Here is a 24,693-nt window from a genome sequence, read left to right on the forward strand (position 1 = left end):
ATTGGTATAGGCGCTTAGACCGCCCAATATTTTTTTTAATGCTACTTTAGTAGCATGAATGAACGAAATAAATTTAAAGGCGTGAACTCAATTAAGTTCTATAATGCGTTTCCTTCTGAAAATGATTGCTACCGTTATCTGGCTGATGTCAAATGGTTCGAGAACGGTTATCAATGCAAAAAATGTAATCATACAAAGTATTACAAAGGCGTAAAACCATTTTCAAGACGATGCATGAAATGCAAATATGATGAAAGTCCAACTGCAGGAACCATGTTCGACAAATGTAAATTTTCTTTGCACTTAGCTTTTCACATTGCTTTTAAGATAAGCACCAAGAAGAAAGGAATGTCTTCCTTAGAGTTATCTCAGGAATTTGAATTGCGCCAAAAGACCTGTTGGGAGTTTAAATGGAAAATTCAACAAGCCATGCAAAGCAGCAAACAGCATACAATCAACGGTATAGCTCATGTTGATGAGTTCTATATCGGCGGGGAGGAAGAAGGCAAACGAGGTCGAAGCAAAGGAGACAAAAAGCTTGTAGTTGTCGCCCTCGAGATTGTTGAGGGCGGTGTTGGACGTGCCTATGCTCAATGCATCGACAATGCTTCTGCTGCTTCCTTTCAGCCATTCTTTAAAACATACATCAGCAAGGACACAAAAGTCATAACCGATGAGTGGAAAGGGTATATTCCTCTAAAAAAGACTTATCCCAATCTGGAGCAACTAAAATCAGAAAACGGGAAAAGTTTTCAGGATATCCATATCCACATAATGAACCTCAAAGGATGGTTACGAGGGATTCATCACCATTGCAGCAAAGACCGTCTTCAAGGATACCTTGATGAGTACCATTTCAGATACAATAGGCGGTCTAATATGGATACAATATTCGATTCACTCATAAAAAGAATGGTTTTCAATAATCCTATTCGTTTACAATCAGTTAATTAACTTGGGCGGCTTAAACGCCTATACCAATAAGATTAATACAAAATATGTATTGAGCCTGTCACTGGTTTCTGCCATGGGAGGATTGCTTTTTGGATACGATTGGGTAGTGATAGGTGGAGCGAAGCCTTTTTATGAGAGTTTTTTCGGTATAGCGCATTCTCCGGGTTTGCAGGGATGGGCAATGAGCAGTGCTTTGGTGGGGTGTATCTTGGGGGCGCTGGTGGCCGGTCGCACCAGCGATCGACTGGGTAGAAAAAAGTTGCTTCTGTTTGCAGCAGGATTGTTTGTTGTTTCGGCTTTAGGTACCGGAGCCTCTAATTCTTTTTCTCTTTTCATTATATATCGCCTCATAGGTGGAGTGGGAATCGGAATCGCTTCCACCATTTCTCCCATCTATATCGCTGAAATAGCTCCGGCTGGAAAACGTGGATTGTTTGTTTCAATCAATCAAATGACTATTGTAATTGGCATACTGGCTGCTCAAATTGTGAATATGCTCATTGCTCAACCTGTCCCTGAGTTACTATCAGCTGAGGATGTGCATGCTTCATGGAATGTTCAATGGGGCTGGCGAATGATGTTTTGGGCAGAACTGATCCCGGCGGGATTATTCTTTGCTTTAATGTTTCTGGTGCCTGAAACACCTCGTTTCCTTGCAAAGATTAATCGCTATGATAAGGCTCAGAAAATACTAAATAAAATTGGTGGATCAACATATGCAAATGTAGCGTTGGAGCAAATCAAGGAAACATTAAAGGAGAGCCGTTCAAAAGTATCATTGAAACCCCTGTTGGATAAAAGAGTTGCTCCGTTGGTGTTGATTGGAGTGGTTTTGGCTGCTTTCCAACAATGGTGTGGTATTAATGTGATATTCAATTACGCTGAGGAGGTTTTTACCTCTGCTGGTTATTCTGTTAACGATATGTTTCTCAACATCGTGATAACCGGAAGTGTTAATTTGGTTTTCACCATTGTTGCCATGGGTACGGTGGATAGATGGGGAAGACGAAAACTGATGTTGCTGGGATCTGGAGTTCTTGCACTGATATATATGGTTTTGGGAGCTTTTTATTTCTTTGGTGTTACGGGATGGGCGGTTTTGCTCATAGTGGTTATGGCCATTGCTGTGTATGCCATGTCTTTGGCTCCAATCACATGGGTGGTTTTATCCGAGATCTTTCCAAACAGAATCAGAGGTGTAGCCATGGCTGTAGCCACCTTGTCCTTATGGACTGCGTCGGCTCTGCTGGTGTTAACTTTTCCGTTTCTGAATAGTGCTTTTGGAGCATCCGGAACATTCTGGATCTATGGGGTGATTTGTGTTGCGGGGTTTATTTACATCTATCGCGTTTTACCAGAAACAAAAGGTAAAACTCTGGAGGAAATTGAAAAGGACTTGAATATGGATAAGAATTTGAAGAATTAAATATGTCAACCAACAAAGCTAAAGCCTGGAAAGAGAGTGTGGTTATCCCCACTTACGAAACGGGGCTTCCCGAAAAAAATCCGATGTTCCTTGAAAAACGTGTTTATCAGGGGAGTTCTGGTGTGGTGTATCCTTATCCGGTAATCGAAAAGATTTTTGATGAAAAAAAGGACAAAGTTTGGCAAGCTCTTTTTCTTGAGAATGATTTTGTGAAGATTATGATTTTACCAGAGTTGGGAGGTAGAATACAAATGGCTTATGACAAAACGAAGGAGCGCCATTTTGTTTATTACAACCAAGTGATAAAGCCTGCTTTAGTCGGATTAACAGGTCCTTGGATATCAGGTGGTATTGAGTTCAACTGGCCTCAACATCATCGCCCAACAACTTTCGACCCTGTTGACTTTTCCATTGAAGAGAATCAAGATGGGAGTGTTACGGTATGGTGCAGCGAACTGGAACGAATGTTTCGAACCAAAGGGATGGCTGGTTTTACACTCTACCCCGATAAATCATATCTTCAAATCAGAGTTCAAATATATAACCCCACCCCCTTACCACAGACATTTCTTTGGTGGGCCAACCCTGCCGTAAAAGTAAATGATCATTACCAATCGGTGTTCCCTCCAGATGTTAATGCTGTATTTGATCATGGCAAACGGGATGTTTCTTCTTTCCCTGTGGCCACTGGAACTTATTATAAAATAGATTATTCTCCCGGCACTGATATTTCCAGATATAAGAATATACCTGTTCCTACTTCTTACATGGCCATTGTATCAAAATATGACTTTGTGGGAGGTTATGAAAATGATTCAAAAGGAGGACTGCTTCACGTAGCTAATCATCATGTTTCGCCAGGAAAAAAGCAGTGGACATGGGGGAATGGTGAGTTCGGAAAGGCCTGGGATCGACATCTTACGGATGAAGACGGCCCATATATTGAGCTGATGTGTGGGGTCTTTACCGATAATCAGCCCGATTTTACATGGTTGGCTCCCCATGAAGAAAAGTCTTTTGTTCAATACTTTATGCCTTATCGTGATTTGGGGGTAGTTAAAAATGCAACAAAAGATGCAATGCTTAATATGGAGATCGTTAACGATCGACTTGTTTTAAAGGTTTATACGACTGGGGTTTATCCGAATGCAACAATAGAAGTACTTGCGAAAGGGGAAAGTATTTTTGTAGATACCTACAGTGCATCACCTTTAAATTCATACGAAAAGAGCATCGAACTACCTGAAGACACCGTTGAGGAAGACTTGTTTCTGAAAGTTACCCAAAACGATGGGACGGTATTGGTGAGCTGGCAACCCGAAGGTTGCCGGCAGAATGAAATTCCTGATCCTGCCAAACCTGCCAAATTACCGGAAGAAATTGACAGCATTGAACAGTTGTTTTTAACCGGACATCATCTCGAGCAGTACCGACATGCAACATATCAGCCAACGGATTATTACGAAGAAGCTTTGAAAAGGGAACCGGGAGATGTACGTTGCAACAATGCCATGGGATTGTGGCTTTTGCGAAAAGGCAGGTTCTCTGATGCTGAAGAATTCTTTAGGAGAGCGATTAAAACTTTAACAGATCGCAATCCCAATCCTTACGATGGGGAACCATACTACAATCTCGGCCTTGCTTTAAGATTTCAGGGAAAAAACGAGGACGCTTATTCTGCTTTTTACAAATCCACGTGGATGGCAGCCTGGCAAAATTGTGGCTATTTTCAACTGGCACGTCTGGATACATTGAAAGGTGAATATAGCAGTGCTTTGGAACATATTAATAAATCCATTTCTCGAAACAGTAACGACCATAAGGCGTTACATCTTAAATGTGCAATTCTTAGACATGCAGGTAAGATTAATGAAGCGCTTCAGTTGGCTGAAAAGGCACTCACCATTGATCGGTTCAATTTTGGCGTTCTTTATGAGAAAACGCTGGTTTTCGGTGACAATAAGGCGCAGCAAGAGTTTAGTCAACTCATCCGCAAAAACATACATAACTATATTGAATATGCATTGGATTATGCTGCTGCCGGTTTGTGGAAAGATGCTATTGATTTATTGGGGTTTGGTCTTGAAGAAGCAGGTACATATCCAATGGGATGGTATTATATGGGATGGTTTCTCTGTAATACGGGAGATCTCGAAGAGGCATTTTCAGCATTTCAAAATGCTGAAAATGCATTGCCTGACTATTGCTTTCCCAATCAGTTGGAGTCTCTGATTGCTTTAAATAAGGCAATTGAAATCAATCCGGGAGGTTCAAAAGCATATTACTATCTGGGGAATTACTGGTATAATGCACGACAATACGAAATTGCTGCAAATTGCTGGGAGAAATCCGCGCAATTGGACGTAACTTTTCCGACGGTTTTCAGAAACCTTGCATTAAATTATTTTAATAAACAGAAAAATGCAGAATACGCATTAGACTGCATGGAAAAAGCTTTTCAGCTTGATCCCGGCGATGCACGAGTGTTGATGGAATTGGATCAATTAACCAGACGCTTAAATCATCCGGTAGAGAATCGTTTAAGGAGGCTATTCAATTTTCCTGAACTTATTGAGCAGCGTGATGACCTTTATCTTGAAGTTGTCACTTTATTGAATCTCCAGGGTAATCATGAACAGGCACTTGATATGCTTATGAAACGGAAATTCCATCCGTGGGAGGGGGGTGAAGGAAAAGTGACCAATCAATATGTGAGTTGTTTGGTTGAAATGGCAAAAAAAGCCATGATGCAAAAGAATTTTGACTTGGCATTGGATTATCTAAAACGTTCATTGGATTATCCCGAAAATCTGGGAGAAGGTAAACTTGCTGGTGCTCAGGAAAACGATATCTGGTATTGGATGGGGTGTGTTTTTGACGAAATGAACCAAGTCTCAGAAGCTTATGAATGTTGGGAGAAAGCAACAAAAGGGATCAGTAAACCAGCTGCTGCGATTTTTTATAACGACCAGTCGCCCGACAAAATTTTTTACCAGGGATTGGCATTACTGAAGCTTCAAAGGAGGCGTGAAGCTGATGATCGTTTCTCCCGCTTGATTGAATATGGTAATAAACATCTAAATGATGAGGTGAGAATCGATTATTTTGCAGTTTCTCTGCCAGATTTACTCATATGGGACGATGACCTGGATATCAGAAACCGAATTCATTGCTTATATATTAAAGGATTGGGCTTGTTGGGACATGGCCGGGTAGATGAAGCGGAAACGTTATTTAAAGAAGTGAGCTCGATGGAGTGCACACATGAAGGTGTTAAAATACATCAGAAAATGATAGAATCAATGTATAAATTATCATAATTCGTCACTCGGTGAGTAAAGTGTTTGCTTTAAAAGTGAATTAGAACAAAATCTAAATCATATCAATATGAAAAACTTATTATTTAACCTATTTCTTGTGTTACTTGTTGCTTCCTGTTCAAGCAGGGATGCAATGGAAATTGATCTGTCCGGAAATTGGAAATTCAAAATGGATATACATGATGAAGGTGTAGAAGGACGTTGGTTTGAATCCCGATTGCCGGATCTGATGGTTTTACCTGGTTCTATGATGGAGCAGCGTCTTGGGTTGGAGATAACTTTAGAAACACAGTGGACAGGGAGTATTTACGACAGCTCCTGGTTTTTTAACCCACACACAGAGCCTTATCGTCAACCTGGCAATTTGATGTTCCCTTTTTGGCTCACACCGGAAAAGTATTATGCTGGTGCAGCCTGGTACCAGAGGGTTGTAAAGAAGCCCTCGAATTGGGATGGACAAAGGGTGTTTTTGCATCTGGAACGACCACATTGGGAAACCACGGTTTGGGTGAATGAATCAAAAGCCGGCATGCAGAACTCTCTCTCAGTGCCTCATGTATATGATATTACAGATTTGATGTCAAAAGGCGAAAATGTGATTACCATACGGGTTGATAATCGTATTAAGGATATCAATGTAGGACCCGATTCTCACAGTGTAACCGATCATACCCAAGGAAACTGGAATGGAATTGTGGGTGATATTAAACTTATAGCTCGTCCAAATAGTTATATCCAAAATGTACAGGTTTATCCCGATGTGGCCTCCAACAAGGTAAGGTTGGTTGGAAAGATGGTTAATAAATCGCCTAAAAAATTTAGCGGAGAGATTGAAGTCCTTGCCACTCTTACCAATGTGAACGTTTCAGCATCTCCTGTTTTAGCTTCTTTTCCTGTAACATTAGAGGCGGGAGAACAGTTGGTTGAGTTGGAGTTTGATATGGGTGAGAATGTACAATTGTGGGATGAGTTTCATCCGGCCTTCTACCGTCTCGAAGTAAGTCTTAAGACTGATGCAGGTGCCACTGATGTATTTAGAACGCAATTTGGCATGCGCACATTTACAGCTGAAGGTACGAGATTTGCCATTAATGGACGTCCGGTGTGGCTTCGGGGTACAGTAGAATGCGCTGCGCACCCGCTTACCGGTTATGCGCCCATGGATAAGGAATACTGGAAGGAGATCTATCAAAAGGCCATGGCTTTTGGAATCAATCATTTTCGTTTCCATTCCTGGTGTCCCCCTCGTGCAGCTTTTGAGGCCGCTGACGAACTAGGTGTATATTTGCAACCTGAAGGACCTTTTTGGACCAACCACGGAACATGGGTTGGTGATGGGCTTCCAGTTGATCAATATATCATCGATGAATGCGATCGCATTCTCGAGGAGTATGGCAATCATCCATCTTTCGTTATGTTTGCTTATGGAAATGAACCTGCAGGCAGAAACCAGATTCCGTTCCTCAACGAACTGGTTGAATACTGGATGGAAAAGGACAATCGAAGATTGTATACCCATGCTGCCATTGGTCGCAGTTGGCCGTTGGCTCCATCCAATGAATTCATAATAAGAGCCGAATCCCGGGGGCTTCCATGGGATCAACGCCCCCAGAGTTTATTCGATTATGCCGAACGCATTGCTCCTTATGATGTACCATACGTAGCTCATGAGATGGGTCAATATTGTGTTTTTCCTGATTTTAACGAGATACCAAAATATACCGGGGTTTATCAACCAAAGAATTTTGTGATGTTCAAGGCCGAACTGGAACGGAAACGAATGGGTGATCAAGCTCGTGAATTTTTTATGGCTTCGGGACATTTTCAGGTGATTTGCTATAAGAGCGAAATAGAAGCTTCTCTCAGAACTCCAGGGAATGCCGGGACTCAATTGCTGGCTCTTAATGATTTTCCGGGACAGGGGAGTGCCATTGTAGGGGTGACCGATGTGTTCTGGGACGCCAAAGATTATGTGAAACCTGAGGATTTCAGACGTTTTTTTGGAACGACTGTACCTCTCACGCGCTTTCCAAAATTTGTTTATACCAACGACGAGGAGTTGCTTGTAGAAGCTGAAGTTGCTCATTTTGGAGAGTTCCCTTTACAAAATGTAACGCCTGTTTGGAAAATCACTGATGAAAATGGTCAGGTGATAGATGAAGGAACACTCCCACCTACCAACATTCCCTTTGGAAATTCTGAATTAGGAGCCATTCGTTTCCCTCTGGATTTTAGCATGGAAGCGGGCAAATATAATCTGGAGTTATCGTTCAAGGGATTTGTAAATGATTGGGATTTCTGGGTTTACCCCGCTGAATTGCCTGAGCTTACAGGTGATGAGATATTTATAACAGATGATTTTAACGATGCAGCTGTTGAAATACTAAACAACGGAGGCGATGTGTTGTTGTTGGCTGCCGGGAACGTGGAGAAAGGAAAGGACGTGGTTCAGTATTTTCGCCCGGTATTCTGGAACACTTCGTGGTTCCAGATGCGCCCTCCTCATACGCTAGGCATTTTAACCAACCCGAACCATCTGGCTATGGCTGATTTTCCTACAGATTTCCACAGTAATTTACAATGGTGGGAATTGCTACATAATCAACAGGTGATGAATCTGGATAATTTTCCGGCTGAATTCAAGCCAATCGTGCAACCCATTGATACGTGGTTTATTAATCGAAAACTTGGATTGGTTTTTGAAGTCCGGGTAGGAGAAGGTCGTTTATTGGTTTGCAGTGCTGATCTTGATAGCGACTTGGATAACCGAATAGTGGCCAGGCAAATGCGTCATTCTCTGATGAATTATATGTTGAGTGATGATTTTAACCCGGCAATCACTGTTGATCCTGATCTTGTTGCAGAACTTTTTACCGAAGGTGATTATGATATATATGATGTCCATACAGCCGGAAGTCCAATGGATCTAATCCCTGAGCAGTGATTGGGAAAATTATTCAGGGAATTGAATATTAGACCACTTTTTTGTTATAGATTATAGAATAGCGGTAGAGACACAAAAGTTTGTGTCTCTACCGCTATTCTATGTTTTGAACGAATTATATTGTCGCTTGGCAATCTATTATGTCTGAAATCCATCTATATTGGAAATTCGTTATTCCCAGACCTTAAATTGTTGTTTTAAGATTACCAATATTTATAAGCAGTGTGTTTTAAAGTTCAGCGAAACGTTTATTTAGCCCATGCTCTCGGTTATGTATTTATCCTCAAATTTGGTCTAATGTGTTTCAATGGTGTCAAATTCTGTAACTTAAATGCCATAACGTGCATTTATGGTATGTTTATAAAACGTATTTTTGTTAAAAAACAGCCCTTTTTGTTTTTATTTATTAATTATTGAATACAATACCGATGCTTGGTGATTTTTTAGTGTTGACTGAATTAAATATCATTCGCTAAATGCTTTTAATTGGTGTTGTAATCGTCACATGATCATGTTTTTATTTGGTTTTTTGTGCAAGTTATTTATGAGCGTAAATTTGAAGTTATTAAAAGAAAAATAAATATTCTTGATATGATTAGTTTTCGAAAAGTATTATTCTCGGTTTTTTGTTGGATGATTTTTTTTGTGCCTGCTATTTCAGATCACTTCATTAAACATGGTACTAATTATCCTCTCACTATTTTATATGATGAGGCTGATGATCAACCAGTGCAGATTGCTGTCATGGCGCTGGCTGATGATCTGGAGTTGTTAACTGGGATCCGGCCACTTATAAAAACTTCCGTAGAGGAGGTTTCTGGAGAAGCAATCATTATTGGTAGTTTAGCAAAGGGCAGATATATTCAGCAGTTGATTGATCTAAATAAGATTACTGCCGAAAATGTAATGGATCTATGGGAGGTTTATAGCATTCAGTCGATCGTCAATCCACTGGATCAGATTGAAAAGGCTTTGGTCATTTTTGGATCCGATAAACGGGGAACAGCATACGGTGTGTTTGAATTGTCAGAAAGGATAGGAGTTTCTCCCTGGCACTGGTGGGCCGATGTTATTCCTGAAAAGCGCAAAGCGGTTGAGATTGATCAGATGAATTTCGTTTCAAAATCACCATCTGTAAAGTATCGGGGGATATTTCTAAATGATGAATGTTGGGGGTTGAATCCTTGGGCAACCAATACATGGGAACCTGAAGAGGGTAATATTGGGCCACGCACTTATGCAGCAATTTTTGAATTGCTGCTTCGTTTGCGGGGAAATTTTATATGGCCTGCCATGCACCCATGTACAAATGCCTTCTATAAGAATCCTGAGAACCCCAAAACAGCCGATGCATATGGCATCGTTGTGGGAAGTTCCCATGCCGAACCCATGTTGCGAAATAATGTTGATGAATGGGATCATGAAAAGTACGGTCAGTATAATTTTTTTACCAATCGCGAAACTGTTTTAAATTACTGGGAGGAAAGAGTAAAGGAGAGCAGTGGTTTTGAGAGTATTTATACCCTTGGAATGCGTGGAATTCATGACTCTGGAATGGTTGGTGCAGAAACCATGCAGGAACGGGTGGATGCTCTGCATGATATTATCAGTCAGCAACGGGAGTTGTTGAGCAAGCATGTAAATACTGATCCGGCCAAGGTGCCCCAAGCATTTACTACTTACAAGGAGGTTCTGGATATTTATGATGCCGGAATGGAACTGCCGGAAGACATTACTCTGGTATGGCCCGACGACAATTATGGATACATGCATCGGTATTCCGATGCCGAACAGGAGAAACGAATTGGAGGCAGTGGTGTGTACTATCATATATCTTATTGGGGAAGGCCACACGACTATTTATGGATCAGTTCTACACATCCCGCTTTGATTTGGGAAGAGATGATCAAGGCCTCTTATTTTAACAGCAATGAAATTTGGGTGGTAAATGTAGGGGATATTAAACCATTGGAATACAATACATCCCTTTTTCTTGATATGGCATGGGATACCAGTTGCTTCCCGGATGGTGCATCGGTCAGAAAACATTTTGACCGATGGCACAAAAACATCTTCGGTGACGAGGCAGGACAAAAAATCGCAGATGTTAAATGGAATTATTACGATTTGAATTTTCAACGCAGACCTGAGTTTATGGGGTGGAGCCAGACGGAACCAACTCGGAAAGTTCACCCCACAGAATTTAATCATTTTCAGGCAGGAGATGAGGCTCAAAAGCGAATTGATGCGTTCAATTCTTTAACTCAAAAAAGTGCAGAAATAACTGAAATGATCCCGGAACGTTTAATGGATGCTTATTATCAGCTGGTAGAATATCCATTATTGGGTGCCGCATATATCAATAAGAAGTTTCTGTATATGGAAAAGGCTTATTATTACGCCGCGCAAAACAGGATTGTTGCCAATGATTATGCGTTAAAATCAAAAGCAGTTTATGATAGTATTCAATTTCTTACAGATTATTATAACAATGAAATGGCCGGTGGTAAATGGAAGAACATGATGTATATGAGTCCCCGGAGTTTGCCTGTGTTTGATATGCCAGCCATTCCTCAGTGGACGTTTGTAACCGATAGCCATTGGGGAATTGCCACGGAAGGTGCTAAAGATGTAAGACGTGTGAACGAGATTAAAGGGCCGCTGTATCTTCCATCTTTTAATAATTTGTTGCACCAGGAGTTTTTTATAGATGTTTTTCTGAAAGAGGATAAACTCCTTGAGTGGAAAGCTGAAGTTTCAAATGATTGGATTGTTTTAAGCCACTCCTCCGGAGTGCTTACAGGCGAAAAAGAGAGCCGGCAGCAACGTATTTGGGTCTCGGTTGATTGGGATCGTGTTCCAACTGATGTCAGAGCGAATGGATACATACGATTTTCCGGTGCTGAGCGAAATTACACCATTCAGATCTACACAAATCGCCATAATCCTTCTATCCCTGATAAACATATTTTTGTTGAGGCAAATGGGTATATATCCATCCATGCCGAGAATTTCAACAGAAAGCATGCTACTGAGAGTTTTGAATGGGGAATCATCGATGGACTGAGTTATACAGGTCAGTCTGTTTGGGTAAATCCTTTGTTGATTAAAGAAAAACAGTTTGATCCTGAATTGAATAACCCTTCGGTTTTGGAGTATGATATTTATACCACAAGAGGTCGGGAGGTAGAAGTGACCATATATGCCATTCCGATTCATCCGATAAATCAGAATTACGGGGCGCGTTTGGGTGTGGCTATTAATGATGAGGTTCCGCAGATTGTGGATCATCAAACCTATGGAAGAAGTGAGGAGTGGAAAATTAATGTGCTTCGGAACAGCGCCGTTGTGAAAACTCGTCATGAAATTTCTTCTGCCGGGCATCATACACTGAAAATATTTGCTTTGGATCCGGGAGTAATCATTGATAGAATTACCATTGATTGTGGTGGATTGATTTCAACATATTCAGTTTTGGAGGAGACCATTGTTTTCGATCAATAGGAAGGAGCAAGATAACCTTAAAGAAAAATTGACCAGAGAAGTTCTTATAGATAAAGCTGAGTTTTTATGAGATATTAAACCGGTTAATTTTAACTGAATAAGAGTTTGTTATAGGAATTTTTATATGCAATAAAAGAAAGCTTTTTTAATCAATAGATCTAATCCCGTTAATATCGGGATTAGATTTTTAGATTTTAGATTAAAGGAAATGCCTTAGTATTAGTTAGGTGTGTGGTAGCGCAGAGGGTTCGTAAACTTAGATAATCAAGTAAATAAAAAACTTAAACGAGCGATTATTAATAATAAATATCCATAAATGACAAATTGGCATTTATGGATGTCGTTTTGTGTAAAATTGTCTGAAGTTATCTGTTGGTATGTCGTTTGTTACTTCCAATTATGAATAGAGTTAATTAAAGTTTTACTTAAAAATGGAGGACAAAGCTATGACACTTGCAAGATTTTCCGGTCATCTTCCCTCGTTGTTCGACCATTTTTTTGATAATGAGCTGTTTGATTGGTCGAACCGAAATTTCTCAACCACAAATACTACGCTGCCTTCTGTTAATATTAAAGACACAGAAGAAGCATACAAAGTTGAGATGGCTGCGCCCGGACTCTCTAAGGAGGATTTTAAAGTTGAACTTAACCAAAACATCCTGACCATCTCTTCCGAGAAGAAATCCGAAGAAGAGAAAAAAGAGGGTGAACAATTCACTCGAAGAGAGTTCAGTTACCAGTCATTTAGCCGTAGTTTTACTTTGCCCGATATTGTGGATGCTGATAAAATTGAGGCTCGGTATGAAAGCGGAGTTCTTTTGCTCAGTATTCCAAAAAAAGAGGAAGCAAAGCCAAAACCGGCTAAAATGATCGAGATTAAGTAAAAATTCACAGAAACAGGGGCTGTCTTCGGTAGCTTTTGTAATTGACTTCCTTTAATACCAATACCCGGGATAGCCCCTCTTCATTTCTCGATTTACGGCATATCATAACCATTTAAATCCTGAGAATATGAAAATAGCAAAATGGACAACCCAATTAAAACCAAAAATCACAGGTTTTTTTGGCAAAATGTTTGGAAATAATGACGAAAGTCTGCCTGTGAATGTAGCCGACCGTAAAAGTGCATTCAATGTTCAGGTAGCACTTCCCGGTTTGGATAAAAAAGATGTTAGAATAGAGGTGAAGAACAATCATCTGGTGATATCATCCCAAAAGGATTATTCAAAAGAAGAGAAGAATGAAAGCTGGATTCGCAGGGAGTATGGATACAGCTCTTTTTCACGCTCGTTCCGTTTACCCGAAAGTGCCGATCAGGACAAGATTGACGCACATATGAAGAACGGCATTCTTTCCATATCCGTAGGAAAGAAGAAGGGGTCTGAAAGTAACATCAGGAGAATTGCGATTGCATAATGAATAATAGTTGATTTGAGATGTATCAACCGACCTAGGGTTTAAGTTTGAGTTTAGTAATAAAAGAGACTTATAGTCTCTTTTATTTTTTTGATCTTTTTGGGTGTTAAAAAATGATGTCATTTGTAACAAAAGCGTGTTTTTTGCGTAAAAAGATAGGGGTTATATATACTTCTCATTTTTTGATTTTGCCAAAATAAACTCATCTATATTTAAACCAAAACTCAATGTCATGCTCAAATCTAAGTTGTTTTTTTTCTTCTTTTTGTTGTTGTTTTGTTCAAATGCCCAGATCTATGAAAATCCTCACGATTATTTTGAAGGAATGGGTAGGCAGGACGATCCGTTTTTGATCCAGAATCTGGAGGATTTAAACAATCTCCGGTTATTTGCCAATTCCGAATGGGATGATATGTTTTATGAACAAACAAACGATATCGATCTGGATGTCGCACCCTATAATTCAGGGCTTGGATGGGAACCTATTGGCCGGCCAGTGGAGGGTGATTATGTTGATCAAGGTTTTCAGGCAAATTATAACGGGAATGGTTATCAAATTAAAGGACTCTATATCAACAGACCCAATGAAGACTATGTCGGCCTATTTGGCTACACAACCCGAAGTGCAAAAATCAGAAATGTAAGAATTGTAAATGGATATGTAACCGGAAGAGATCATGCCGGAGGTGTTTTGGGGTATAACTCCAATGAATCTACCATTGAAGATTCCTATTTTGATGGCTTTGTTAAGGGAAGTGAGTACGTGGGAGGATTGGTAGGTAGAAATACTGGAGCCTATGTTCTAACCTCGTTTAGCCTGGGGTTGGTTCAGGGGGAACGAAGTGTTGGAGGGCTTGTTGGCTTTAACTCTTTCACAAGTGGCTCTCAGGGGGTATTGGCTTCCTACAGCAATGCCTCTGTTATAGGAGATTCCTATGTTGGAGGCCTTATAGGACATAGCAATAATGGCTACATTGCTAACTCTTACAGCGTAGGTATGATTATTTGCGATACGTGGTGTGGTGGATTGGTTGGTTTGAATGAAGGCTCAATTTCTCAAAATGCTTGGAACAAAGAGACTGCCGGACTTGATTGGATTGACCCTGTGGGGGCAGGCTCCCCTAAAACAACAGAAGAAATGCTGGATGCTGATGTTATGAGCCCCATTCTTGTCCATGGTATGGTATTGCCAAATGGAGAAGCTTATGGTTATCTGGCATGGCAAGGAGAACCGTGGCCTCATAATTATCCCGGGAAATATAATTTGACATTGGAGAGCAATCCGGATAATTCAGCTGTTTTTACCGGGGAGGGAGAGTATGATGGTGGTACCATTGCCTTTATAAAGGCAGTCCCCAAGCCGGGGTATGAATTTTCAAACTGGATGGGTGCTGACCATCAGTTGGCAAACAAGACAGATAGCTTTGCATATCCGATGCCTTACGAAGATATAACATTAACTGCTTATTTTACCCCTTTGGATTATAATCTGTCTGTAGAGGTTTATCCTGAGGAAGCCGGAGAGATTTCCATCAGTCCGGAGAAGAATCATTATCATGTAGGTGATCAGATAACGCTTACTGCCACATCTCACGGGGATCTTTTATTCGCAAACTGGACTGATGAGGATGGGAATGCTTTAAGTGAAGATGCAGGGTTTGTATATACCATGCCTGCTAAGAATGCCACTGTTATCGCTAATTTTGGAGTGCATACTTTGCAGGTCAATGTGGTGGATGAGACCAAGGGGGGGGTAGAAATATTCCCACATAAGCCATTCTATAATCCCGGGGAAGAGATCACAATCACTTCGATCCCTGCCGAAGGATGTTTTATTGGCCAGTGGAATGATAATCATGAAAATGAATTAGGAGTGAGTGGTGTACTTACCTATATAATGCCGGAATCAGATGCGGTTATTACCGCCACGTTTGAGCGGTATTTCGATGTTGGGTTTGGTTCTGAGGAGAATCCATGGTTGATTGAGACTGCTGAGCAACTGGAAAATGTTGGTAGGTTTACCGGGAAAGAGCATGTTGATAAACATTTTTCACAAGTAAGTGACATCGATTTAGGTGTTATTCCCTGGAATGAAGGCGCAGGCTGGAAGCCGATTGGAGGACCTCTTTATGCTGATGCTTTCTCGGGTGCCTTTGATGGGAATGATCATAGTATTATAAATTTATATATCAACAGACCTGATGAGAACATTATTGGATTGTTCGGGATGCTAGCCTATTGTGAAATCAAAAATGTACATTTAAAGGATGTTGATGTTACAGGAAACAATTCGGTTGGCGGTTTAGTTGGAAGTAACCGAAGTGTAAACAGTCATTTGTTTATTGAAAACTCCTCTGTTACCGGTATGGTACAAGGTAATGGCAGGGTTGGTGGTTTGGTTGGAGAAAGTTTACATTTAAGTGTTATTTCTGATTGCATGGCTGATGTTATGGTTTCGGGCGAAGCGTGGATGGGTGGTTTTGTTGGTTATGCATCCAACTTTACGAGGATTTCCCGGTCTGCTTCTTACGGTGATGTTATCGGAAGTAGCAGTAATTTAGGTGGTTTTGTTGGAACTGCTCTTGATCGCACAATTATTGAGGATTGTTATTCAAAAGGCAGTGTTACGGGTAATTCCTATTGTGGTGGATTTGCAGGGCATTTATCAGCAGGCCTGGGTCGGCTTGTGCAAATCATTAACTGCTATTCTACAGGAGATGTTTCCGGAGAATCCTGGTTAGGTGGATTTGCTGGTAATTTGGAGGGTAATGTTGCTCTAACTAACTCGTTTTATAATATTGATAAAGTAAAAATTAACGATGAAAATCAAGTAACCAGAGGCGGTATATACAATGACCAATTTGAGGACTGGATGGACAATGAGAAGGTTTTGGATATTACCCGGTTTAGCGAGTCTTTGGTTCCTGTCGGAGAATATTATGAGATAGCAACCGTTCAGGGCATGAAGGATTTATTAGGTTTTTCCGGCGATGAAAATCTGAAGTTTCGTTTATCGGATAATATAGATCTCTCTGAGCTTCCCGGTTACAACATTTCATACAGCAACCTTTCTGAATTTGATGGTGACGGTCATACCCTTTCGGGTATTCACGTAACTCAGAGCAGTTTTTATAGCCCTTTGGGACTGTTTGCCACAGCCCATAAAACAGCCATTCGGAATTTACGCATTATTGATGTTTATATGTCCGGATCAAACAGCGTTGGAGGCCTTGTTGGAACAAACATTGAAAGTGTGATAGAAAATTGTGCCGTTGAAGATGGTCATATATCCGGGAATGTCAGTATAGGAGGATTGGTTGGACATTCCAGACAGGGAGAAATATACAATTCTTATGCAATCGCAAATGTCATAGGTCAGCAGCACATAGGTGGTTTGCTGGGTGAAAATAATAATAACAGTGTAATAGCCAACTGCTATGCCATCTGTAATGTTCTTGCAGCTCAGGCTGCCGGTGGACTGGTAGGTGCCGGACGAAACATCACGCTGGAAAACTCCTATGCCGTTACGCTATCGGCCAATGGAAGTACGCTTGGTGGCATTGTGGCATCTTTATTATCTAATACCGATAATGTTTATAACAATTATTGGGATGCAGAGATATCGGGGATAGGAACTTGCGATGCGCAAGGAGAAGGATCGGAAGGAAAAACGACAGCGGAGATGTTAACACAATCTACTTTTGAAAATTGGGATTTTGATCAGGTGTGGAGCATTGTAGAAGGCGAAACATATCCGTATCTGAGCTGGCAATCAGCGCCTTCGGCTTATCATTATCCGCCGGGTGTTTATCAGTTAGATTTGTTGGCTTCGCCGGAGGAGGGAGGATCGGTGTCAGGTGACGGAGAATATCCGGCAGGGGCTTTGGTACGCCTGTTGGCAGATCCGGTTTTCTATTATGAGTTTGCCGGATGGAGAGATGAGGACGATGTGATAATCAGTGAGGATTCAGAATTCTTATTCCAAATGCCCTCATCAGATGTCGTTCTTACCGCTGAGTTTGTGCTTAAAGAGAATATGTTAACCGTTGATGTCTCTCCCCAGGGAACAGGGGGCGTGAACGTGGATCCTGAAAAGGATTATTATCATTACAATGATCTGATTGTTTTAACAGCGGTAGCTGCAGATGGCTACAGGTTTGCAAGTTGGACAAACATGTATGGACAGAACCTTGGAAGTAATGAATCATATCAGTTTTATATGCCTGCAGTTGATTATTCTGTTACTGCCCTTTTCGAACTTGCTGAGTACACTTTCCAGGCGGATGTAACTCCGTCCAATACCGGAACCGTGACCATTGATCCTGAAAAACCTTTGTATAACATGGGCGATCAAATCACCCTAAATGCCACCCCGGAAGCGGATTATGTTTTTGTTGGCTGGAAAGATGCTGAAGACAATGTAATAGGCTCTGATCAGGAGTTAAACTACACCATGCCCCCAGGTAACACAATAGTTTACGCTGAGTTTGCACTCAAGGGGTATGAACTTACGGTAAATTCAGTTCCATACAACGCCGGGGCAATAGTTGTATCACCTGAAAAAGTGAATTATCAGGAAGGTGACATGCTAAATTTAAGTGTAACACCTGAGGCGGGATACAGTCTGATGAACTGGACAGATGATGAGGGTAATGTTCTTGGGAATGATGAGGTATTGCAGTTCACAATGCCTGCTCGGGATATACAGATATTTGCCAATTTTTCAATAGTTAACAATTTGGTTGATTTTGCTTTAGATGGCATTCATGCATATCCTAATCCTGTAGATGATTTATTGGTGGTTGATTCTGAATGTTTTATGGCAGAGGTGCGCCTAATCGCGCTTTCGGGTGAGACTGTTCTGATTAAGCAGGATGTAGGATCCAGAGCGGAAGTCAACGTTGGAGATTTTTCACCCGGTTTATACCTCTTAAAAGTGGTGACGGCTGAAAATGTTAAAGTTTTTACGATAGTTGTTAATCCATAGTTAATTTTGCTGTGGCTATAATTCATATCCCTTTTTTTGAGGTTAAATGTGTTTAGTTTAATTCAGAAAGTATTAAGGGTTTTACTATTAAATGCCAATTAAACAGATTTTTAATAGTAAAACCCTATTCTTCTAATTAAAGTTTATAGGTTGGGCTTTCAACAGGCCTACGCATTCACTCGGCTCATACATTGATTATATGAGTTATCGCACGGAGCGAATAGGGAAGGCGAAAAAGCAGGTGTTCCATAATGCAGAAGTTACGATTAAGGATGGTATTGGTAAATGGTGTGGCGGTTTAGATCCATGGGTTATATCTTCAAAATCATCTGCACAGTGAAGGTTAGGATGATAATAGGCTGATCTAAAAAGCCTGTTTGGAATCAAAATGACGAGGGTTTGACAGTTGGTTTTGATGGTAATGGAGTGGTCGTTCTTCGAACTGAGGGTTCGTTCTAGCTTAATCGTACGTTATGAAAATATCAATAAAATCCTGAACAATACGGAGTCTGGCTGTTATTAGTCATATTCAGATTCAATTGTATACGAATTAATAATAGTATATTGTATACTTTTGCTTATTTTTGCCATTATTTAACAATTAGTGTTTGATGAGATGTTGGCTTTTTGTATAATACGTTTTATTGTATAGTGTGATCAAACTTTTTTATTGTATTCATATTCTTTTTTGGGGATGTTTCAGAAACATATCTGGATTCTGGTTTGAAACAAGTCAGAGCCCCTAATTACGAATTGCCACCCTCAATAATTGCGAGTTCTACAATGTTTTTCAGCCAAAGAAAACTATGTTTTTTTTGAGAAAATCAATAAAAGTAAAAAGAACTACAATATTTGAGTGTATAAGAGAATAATGTCTTCCTATATGGGAAGTCAAAAATTACAAAACTATAAATCTATGAAAAGGAATCTTGTACATTTTTATTATTGCTTTATTTCAGTGTTGTTGTTGGGAGCCTTCTCCAATAATGATTTGCAAGCATCTTATCCTAATGAGGTGCGCCAGGAAGGCGATAGTTATATATGGAGAATTGATGGAGTAGACAGGGGTACAACTTCGAGTTTTACTGAGGCTCTAAACAATGTAATCTGGAGTAATGTAGCTCCTGTAGAGGGACGTGAAATTCATGTCCTGTGCTCCGGTGCATTGACCAGTTCAATATCAATGGCTAATGGACAGAAATGGTTTTTCCATGGCAATACACTAACACGGAGTAACAATGATACTCAAATGATTAATGCCAGGAATGTAAATAATATAGAGATTCATGACTTGATAGTTAATGGGGGAGGAACCTACGGAATTCGGCTAACAGCAAGTAACAACATTGTTGTAAACAATGTTGCTGTTTCCAATGCACACATCGGGATTAGGATTGATAGCCGTGCCAGCAATCCATGGGAGGCTCGTATCCACAACGTAACAGTTACCAATTGCCGTTTTGAGAACACTGGATCTCATGGTCTTGAAACATATGGAGTGGTAGGTATTCATGTTGATAACATTATTGCAAGAAACACGGGAGGTTCCGGAGTTCAATTTAATGCAACGTCAAATGGAACAGTTGGCACTGTAGACGCCTATCGATGCAGCTACTTGGGTGGTTATGCCGGCATGCGTTTTGCAAATGGCTCTCACGATATGGTCGCAGATACATTGTTTGCACGAGAGTGTGGAAGGGGGCTTTTTGTGCTGTCTGATAGTTACAATATAACAGTAAAGTATGTTGAAGCCATTGATTGTTTAGATCAATGGGGTGCTGGTCGTGGAGTATGGTTGCAGAATGTAACAAATGTTCGTGTAGAATCAGGATGCAGCAACACAGGATGGAATGTCAGCGGTGCCGGCACCTATGCGAACCTCAGCAAATACTGTAGTGATGCCGACAAACCGGTTACTTATAAAATAAAAAACGCCGAAACCGGCATGTACCTTAACGGAATGGGACGTACCGCTAATGGTTCACTATGTGGGCAAACCGTTTATGGTACAGGACTTAATGCGCAATGGGAGATGGAGCGAATTGCCGGAGGTGCTTTTGGGTTTCGGAATCGTGTAACCGGGCTGTTCCTGGATGCTATGGGTGGAGATGGTTTTGGCAATGGATCCAATTGTGGTCAGTGGAGTGGCAGTGGCCATGTGAATCAACAATGGGATACGATAAGGATTAATGATCAAATCATTAGTTTGCGAAATATTGGTACAGGTTTTTTTTTAGATGGAATGGGTAGAACCAACAATGGCGATAATGTAGGAATGTGGGAAGATGATAGCCGGGAAAGTGCAAAGTGGGAATTGATTGGTGTACCGCCTGCTCCACCAACCGGACTTAGCATGAACTACATTAAGCACAACGGCGTTTCTTTAAGCTGGATTGGACTGGAGACCAATGGTGGTTATGGAGTTTATATTGATGGCGAATTGGGTTATAGTACAACTGAAACGACTGCTGTAATTGACGGTCTCATCTTTAATACAACTTACCTAATAACTGTTAGAGCATTGGATGTTGCAGGTAATGTTTCTGAGGATAGCGAGGCTCTTGAAATAACAACACTACCCGACCCGGGAATTGATGATGAAGAACCTCCAACCTCACCAACAGGCCTTACAGTTGTTGAAAAAACGGATACATCTATATCTTTAACCTGGGATGAATCAACTGATAATATATATGTGGAAGTTTATGAAGTTTATGTTGATGATAGACTTGAAATTATAACAAACAGTAATTCAGCTACAATTTCAAGTCTTGTGCAGGGAACTGAGTATTCAATTATTGTTGTAGCCGTAGATCCGTCCGGTAATTCATCAGAAAGTGAGTTGTTTACAGTGATGACTGTCGACATTGAAGCACCTACAACTCCCACAGACCTTATAGCAGAATTTTCTGAAACAACAATTTTGATGTCATGGGCCGCTTCAACTGACAATGTTGGGGTTGTTGGTTATAGGATATATGTTAACAACACTCTTGTGGAAACAATAACAATTACATCGTATGACCTTAGTGAATTTAAGGATTTAACATCTTTTACATTTGGTGTAAGTGCAGTCGATGCAGCGGGGAACGAATCAGGAAGAGCTTCTTTGATTGTTAGCAATGAGCCACCTTCTTTAATGAATCATTACGAATTTGAAGGAAACCTTAGGGATAGTAAAGGAACTAAGCATGGAACGGCTTTCGGTTCTCCAACATATTCAGATGGCGTAATCGGGAGAGGAATTAATTTTAGTGGGGTTAACGATTATGCAAAGTTGCCAAATGGAATAGTTACCTATTCGCAACTAACAATTGCGACTTGGGTTTATTGGAATGGAGGAGGTGATTGGCAGAGAATTTTTGATTTTGGAGACAACACCAGTAAATATATGTTCTTGACACCAAAAACCGGAAACTTCTTGCGTTTTGCTATACGCACGGAGGATGTAGACGAACAAATTTTAAACGGACCGTCACTTCCAGTAGGCGAATGGAAGCATGTTGCCGTAACGATGGAAGGAGAAACTGCCAGATTATATGTTGATGGTTTTATGGTTGCTGAGAATACCGAGATGACTTTATTACCAAATTATTTAGGTGTTACACAGAATAATTTAATCGGGAGATCTCAATTCCCGGACCCTTATCTTAATGGACAATTAGATGATTTTAGAATATATAACTATGCGTTAAGTTCAGAGGAAATCAATGCACTAATAGCCGAAGCTTCTGAAGGAAACGGAACGAGTATATCAAATTTGTATTCAGGAAATCATGATGTTGCTATTTACCCGAACCCATCGTCTGGTAAATTTACTTTAGAATTAACAGACTTTAATCCAGGTGAAATAAATATTTCAGTTTATGATATCAAAGGACGGTTCATTTTGCATAAGAAAACGGATTTGTCTGGGGGAATAAAAAGTGTCGATTGTGATTTCAAGGGACTGGAATCCGGTTTGTATTATCTAAAGGTCAGCGACAATGTCAGGATGGAAACGTTGAAAATAATGGTGAAGAGATAATAATCATTTTTTTGTTGCATCATTTTCAGTGCGTAAATGGCTGATTATTATGTTTTTTTGCGTCTCCTATTGGCAATAAAAAAAATAACGAATAGGGATTGAGTTTTAACTCAATCCCTTTTTTGATAAAAGTGATTAAACATTTTGGTTAACTACTCTGTTGATTTTATAAATGTATCTACACAACTTTTGGGTTAACTATGTAAATTTCATTAGTCCCTAAATGGTTGTTTTAGTTAATAAAATTCCTGAAATCTGTTAACAGAGCCTGCTTCTTTTTAGGATTTTATTAATAGATAATAGCAATACTTTCAGGCTCTTCCCTAAATTTATCTGTTATGAAGTCTATTTTAATACTACTCTTTATTGGGGTTTTTACGAACCTTTTTGCTGAAGATCGAATTCAGGAACCTGTCATTTATGGAACTCCTGATGCCTATCAAAATTACTTTGTTTTTAATTCCGGCGACCACCCCGAAATCTCAAATTGGAAGGTTGATGTTTATAAAATAATCAGAGAAGGCGATTCTGAAAATTACGAGTATGCAAGCAGCCATTTCAGTAGAAACGGAGAAAATTATCTCAGAATGGATCCACGAACATTTGAAGATCCTTCCACTCAAAAGTTGTTTAAAGTATATGGGTTAAACTCTTCAGGTGAAACCCTTGCAGAGGATCAGTGGATTGAAAAAGCGATTTATCCGGCCACAGAGTGGTTGCCCGTTTGTGCTTCTATATGTAATGGACAAACTTACGCTTACAAAATTGAAATTTTGGAAGAGTATAACATGAATACCGGAGAACCGCTTGGTAATGGTTTTTCTGCCGTGAGGATAAACGGAAGTTATGGAACTTATGCTTATGATGAAGAGGATGATGTTTATAGTCCGTTGTACCGCTACATGAATTTTACCGAATGGGAGTCTCTTAAATCAAACAGTCAAAATACCCAACATGATGCCAATGCTTATCTTAACTGGAATACATTTGCTCATTACGATGTAAGTTGGTCTGTATTTAATCAAAACAGCCAGCAAATGGATGGAATAAAGCTGATGAAGATACCCAACAGTACCACCGGAAATTATAAAGACATGAACAATCTATGGATTGTTGATGATGTTTATGCAATTCAAAAATCATTAGGTCATTATAGAGACTACCAGGAAATGGTTGTAATTGTTGAGACTGCTGCCGAAAGTGTTTGTGGGGAATTGATTAGCCAAAATCCCGATATTGAAATAGGTCTCTTTAGTCATTATGCGAACTCTCGTTTATATTTGGATCCGGCTATGACCTGCAATGGAACGGGATACGACGACCCTCCAACAGACTGGGATGTTGGAAGCACAGGGAGCTGGATGTCCATGTATAAAAAGGCAATTGATTATATACCACCTCCGAATGTAGGTGGTGACTCGGACTATGGTGATGTTTTTGATTGGATGGAGAGCATGTTCAATAAATTCCCCTTATCTGAGAACAATACTGGAATTTCTTGGTGGCCAGGAGATGATATACAAGTCATACAATTCTATCAAGTAAGTGGATCCAGAGATGATAGAGCAGCTTTTTCCACCCCCATAACTATACATCAAGATGATTTATTTGACTCTGAAGGTACACCAAAAAATCATTCGTTCCCAATGAATAATGGGTTATACAACATGGTGATCCACACAGAAACAAACATTTCATTACCTTATATATTTGAGGTAATCGGAGTCGTTCAAACCAGAGCTAATAGTTTAGAAAGAAGCAATATATTTAAAATTTATCCTAATCCATCTAATGGAGTCTTCACTGTTGATGTTGGCGAAAAAAGCAGTCTTCGGGTATTTAATGTTTCGGGACAATTAGTTTATTTGTCAGAAATATATGAAGGCAACAATCAAGTATCGTTAGATCATCTACCTGCTGGAATATACAATGTTGTTGTTTCTAACGACTCTTATCGAGCTGAAGACAAGTTAGTTATATCTAAAGAGTAATTCGGTTACTATTAGTCGTTTATGTAAGAATTTATCAGTTTTAAAATTAAATTACTTTCCAGTTACAGGGTCTGCTGAGTTTTTCAGCAGACCCTGTTTGTTTTATTTCCTCCTAAAAACAGCA

The 24,693-nt window shown here is 40.1% G+C and carries 11 protein-coding genes; all 11 read left to right on the top strand.

Features of this window, described 5'->3' with window-relative positions; genetic code table 11:
- Positions 1-54: 54 nt before the first annotated feature.
- Positions 55-954, top strand: coding sequence for an IS1595 family transposase (locus tag B5X70_RS03510; protein ID WP_079556234.1), 900 nt, complete (start codon positions 55-57; stop codon positions 952-954).
- A gap of 1 nt (position 955) precedes the next feature.
- Positions 956-2,380: a sugar porter family MFS transporter gene (locus B5X70_RS03515; protein WP_200812610.1), complete on the top strand. Its 1,425-nt coding sequence runs from the start codon at positions 956-958 to the stop codon at positions 2,378-2,380.
- A 2-nt stretch (positions 2,381-2,382) separates the two neighbouring features.
- Positions 2,383-5,700: a DUF5107 domain-containing protein gene (locus tag B5X70_RS03520; protein ID WP_079556503.1), complete on the top strand. Its 3,318-nt coding sequence runs from the start codon at positions 2,383-2,385 to the stop codon at positions 5,698-5,700.
- A gap of 67 nt (positions 5,701-5,767) precedes the next feature.
- Positions 5,768-8,644, top strand: a complete 2,877-nt coding sequence (locus B5X70_RS03525) for a sugar-binding domain-containing protein (RefSeq protein WP_079556504.1) — start codon at positions 5,768-5,770, stop codon at positions 8,642-8,644.
- Between the two features lie 591 nt (positions 8,645-9,235).
- Positions 9,236-12,148 carry a glycosyl hydrolase 115 family protein gene (locus B5X70_RS03530; RefSeq protein ID WP_079556505.1) on the top strand — a complete coding sequence of 971 codons (2,913 nt, stop codon included), beginning with the start codon at positions 9,236-9,238 and terminating at the stop codon, positions 12,146-12,148.
- 431 nt (positions 12,149-12,579) lie between these two features.
- Positions 12,580-13,032 (top strand): Hsp20/alpha crystallin family protein, encoded by a 453-nt coding sequence (locus B5X70_RS03535; protein ID WP_232468298.1) that lies wholly within the window; start codon positions 12,580-12,582, stop codon positions 13,030-13,032.
- A 127-nt stretch (positions 13,033-13,159) separates the two neighbouring features.
- A complete protein-coding gene (locus B5X70_RS03540; RefSeq protein ID WP_079556506.1) occupies positions 13,160-13,564 on the top strand; it encodes an Hsp20/alpha crystallin family protein in 405 nt (134 codons plus the stop codon).
- Positions 13,565-13,796: 232 nt separating this feature from the next.
- Positions 13,797-18,551, top strand: a complete 4,755-nt coding sequence (locus tag B5X70_RS03545) for an InlB B-repeat-containing protein (RefSeq protein ID WP_079556507.1) — start codon at positions 13,797-13,799, stop codon at positions 18,549-18,551.
- Positions 18,552-18,750: 199 nt separating this feature from the next.
- Positions 18,751-18,891, top strand: a complete 141-nt coding sequence (locus B5X70_RS18010; protein ID WP_157666504.1) for a hypothetical protein — start codon at positions 18,751-18,753, stop codon at positions 18,889-18,891.
- Positions 18,892-19,467: 576 nt separating this feature from the next.
- A complete protein-coding gene (locus B5X70_RS03550; RefSeq protein WP_159449978.1) occupies positions 19,468-22,578 on the top strand; it encodes a LamG-like jellyroll fold domain-containing protein in 3,111 nt (1,036 codons plus the stop codon).
- 338 nt (positions 22,579-22,916) lie between these two features.
- Complete coding sequence (locus B5X70_RS03555) at positions 22,917-24,569, top strand: T9SS type A sorting domain-containing protein (protein WP_079556509.1); 1,653 nt, start codon at positions 22,917-22,919, stop codon at positions 24,567-24,569.
- The last annotated feature ends 124 nt before the right edge of the window (positions 24,570-24,693 follow it).

The sequence above is a fragment of the Alkalitalea saponilacus genome, assembly GCF_900168165.1.
Taxonomy (GTDB): domain Bacteria; phylum Bacteroidota; class Bacteroidia; order Bacteroidales; family Marinilabiliaceae; genus Natronoflexus; species Natronoflexus saponilacus.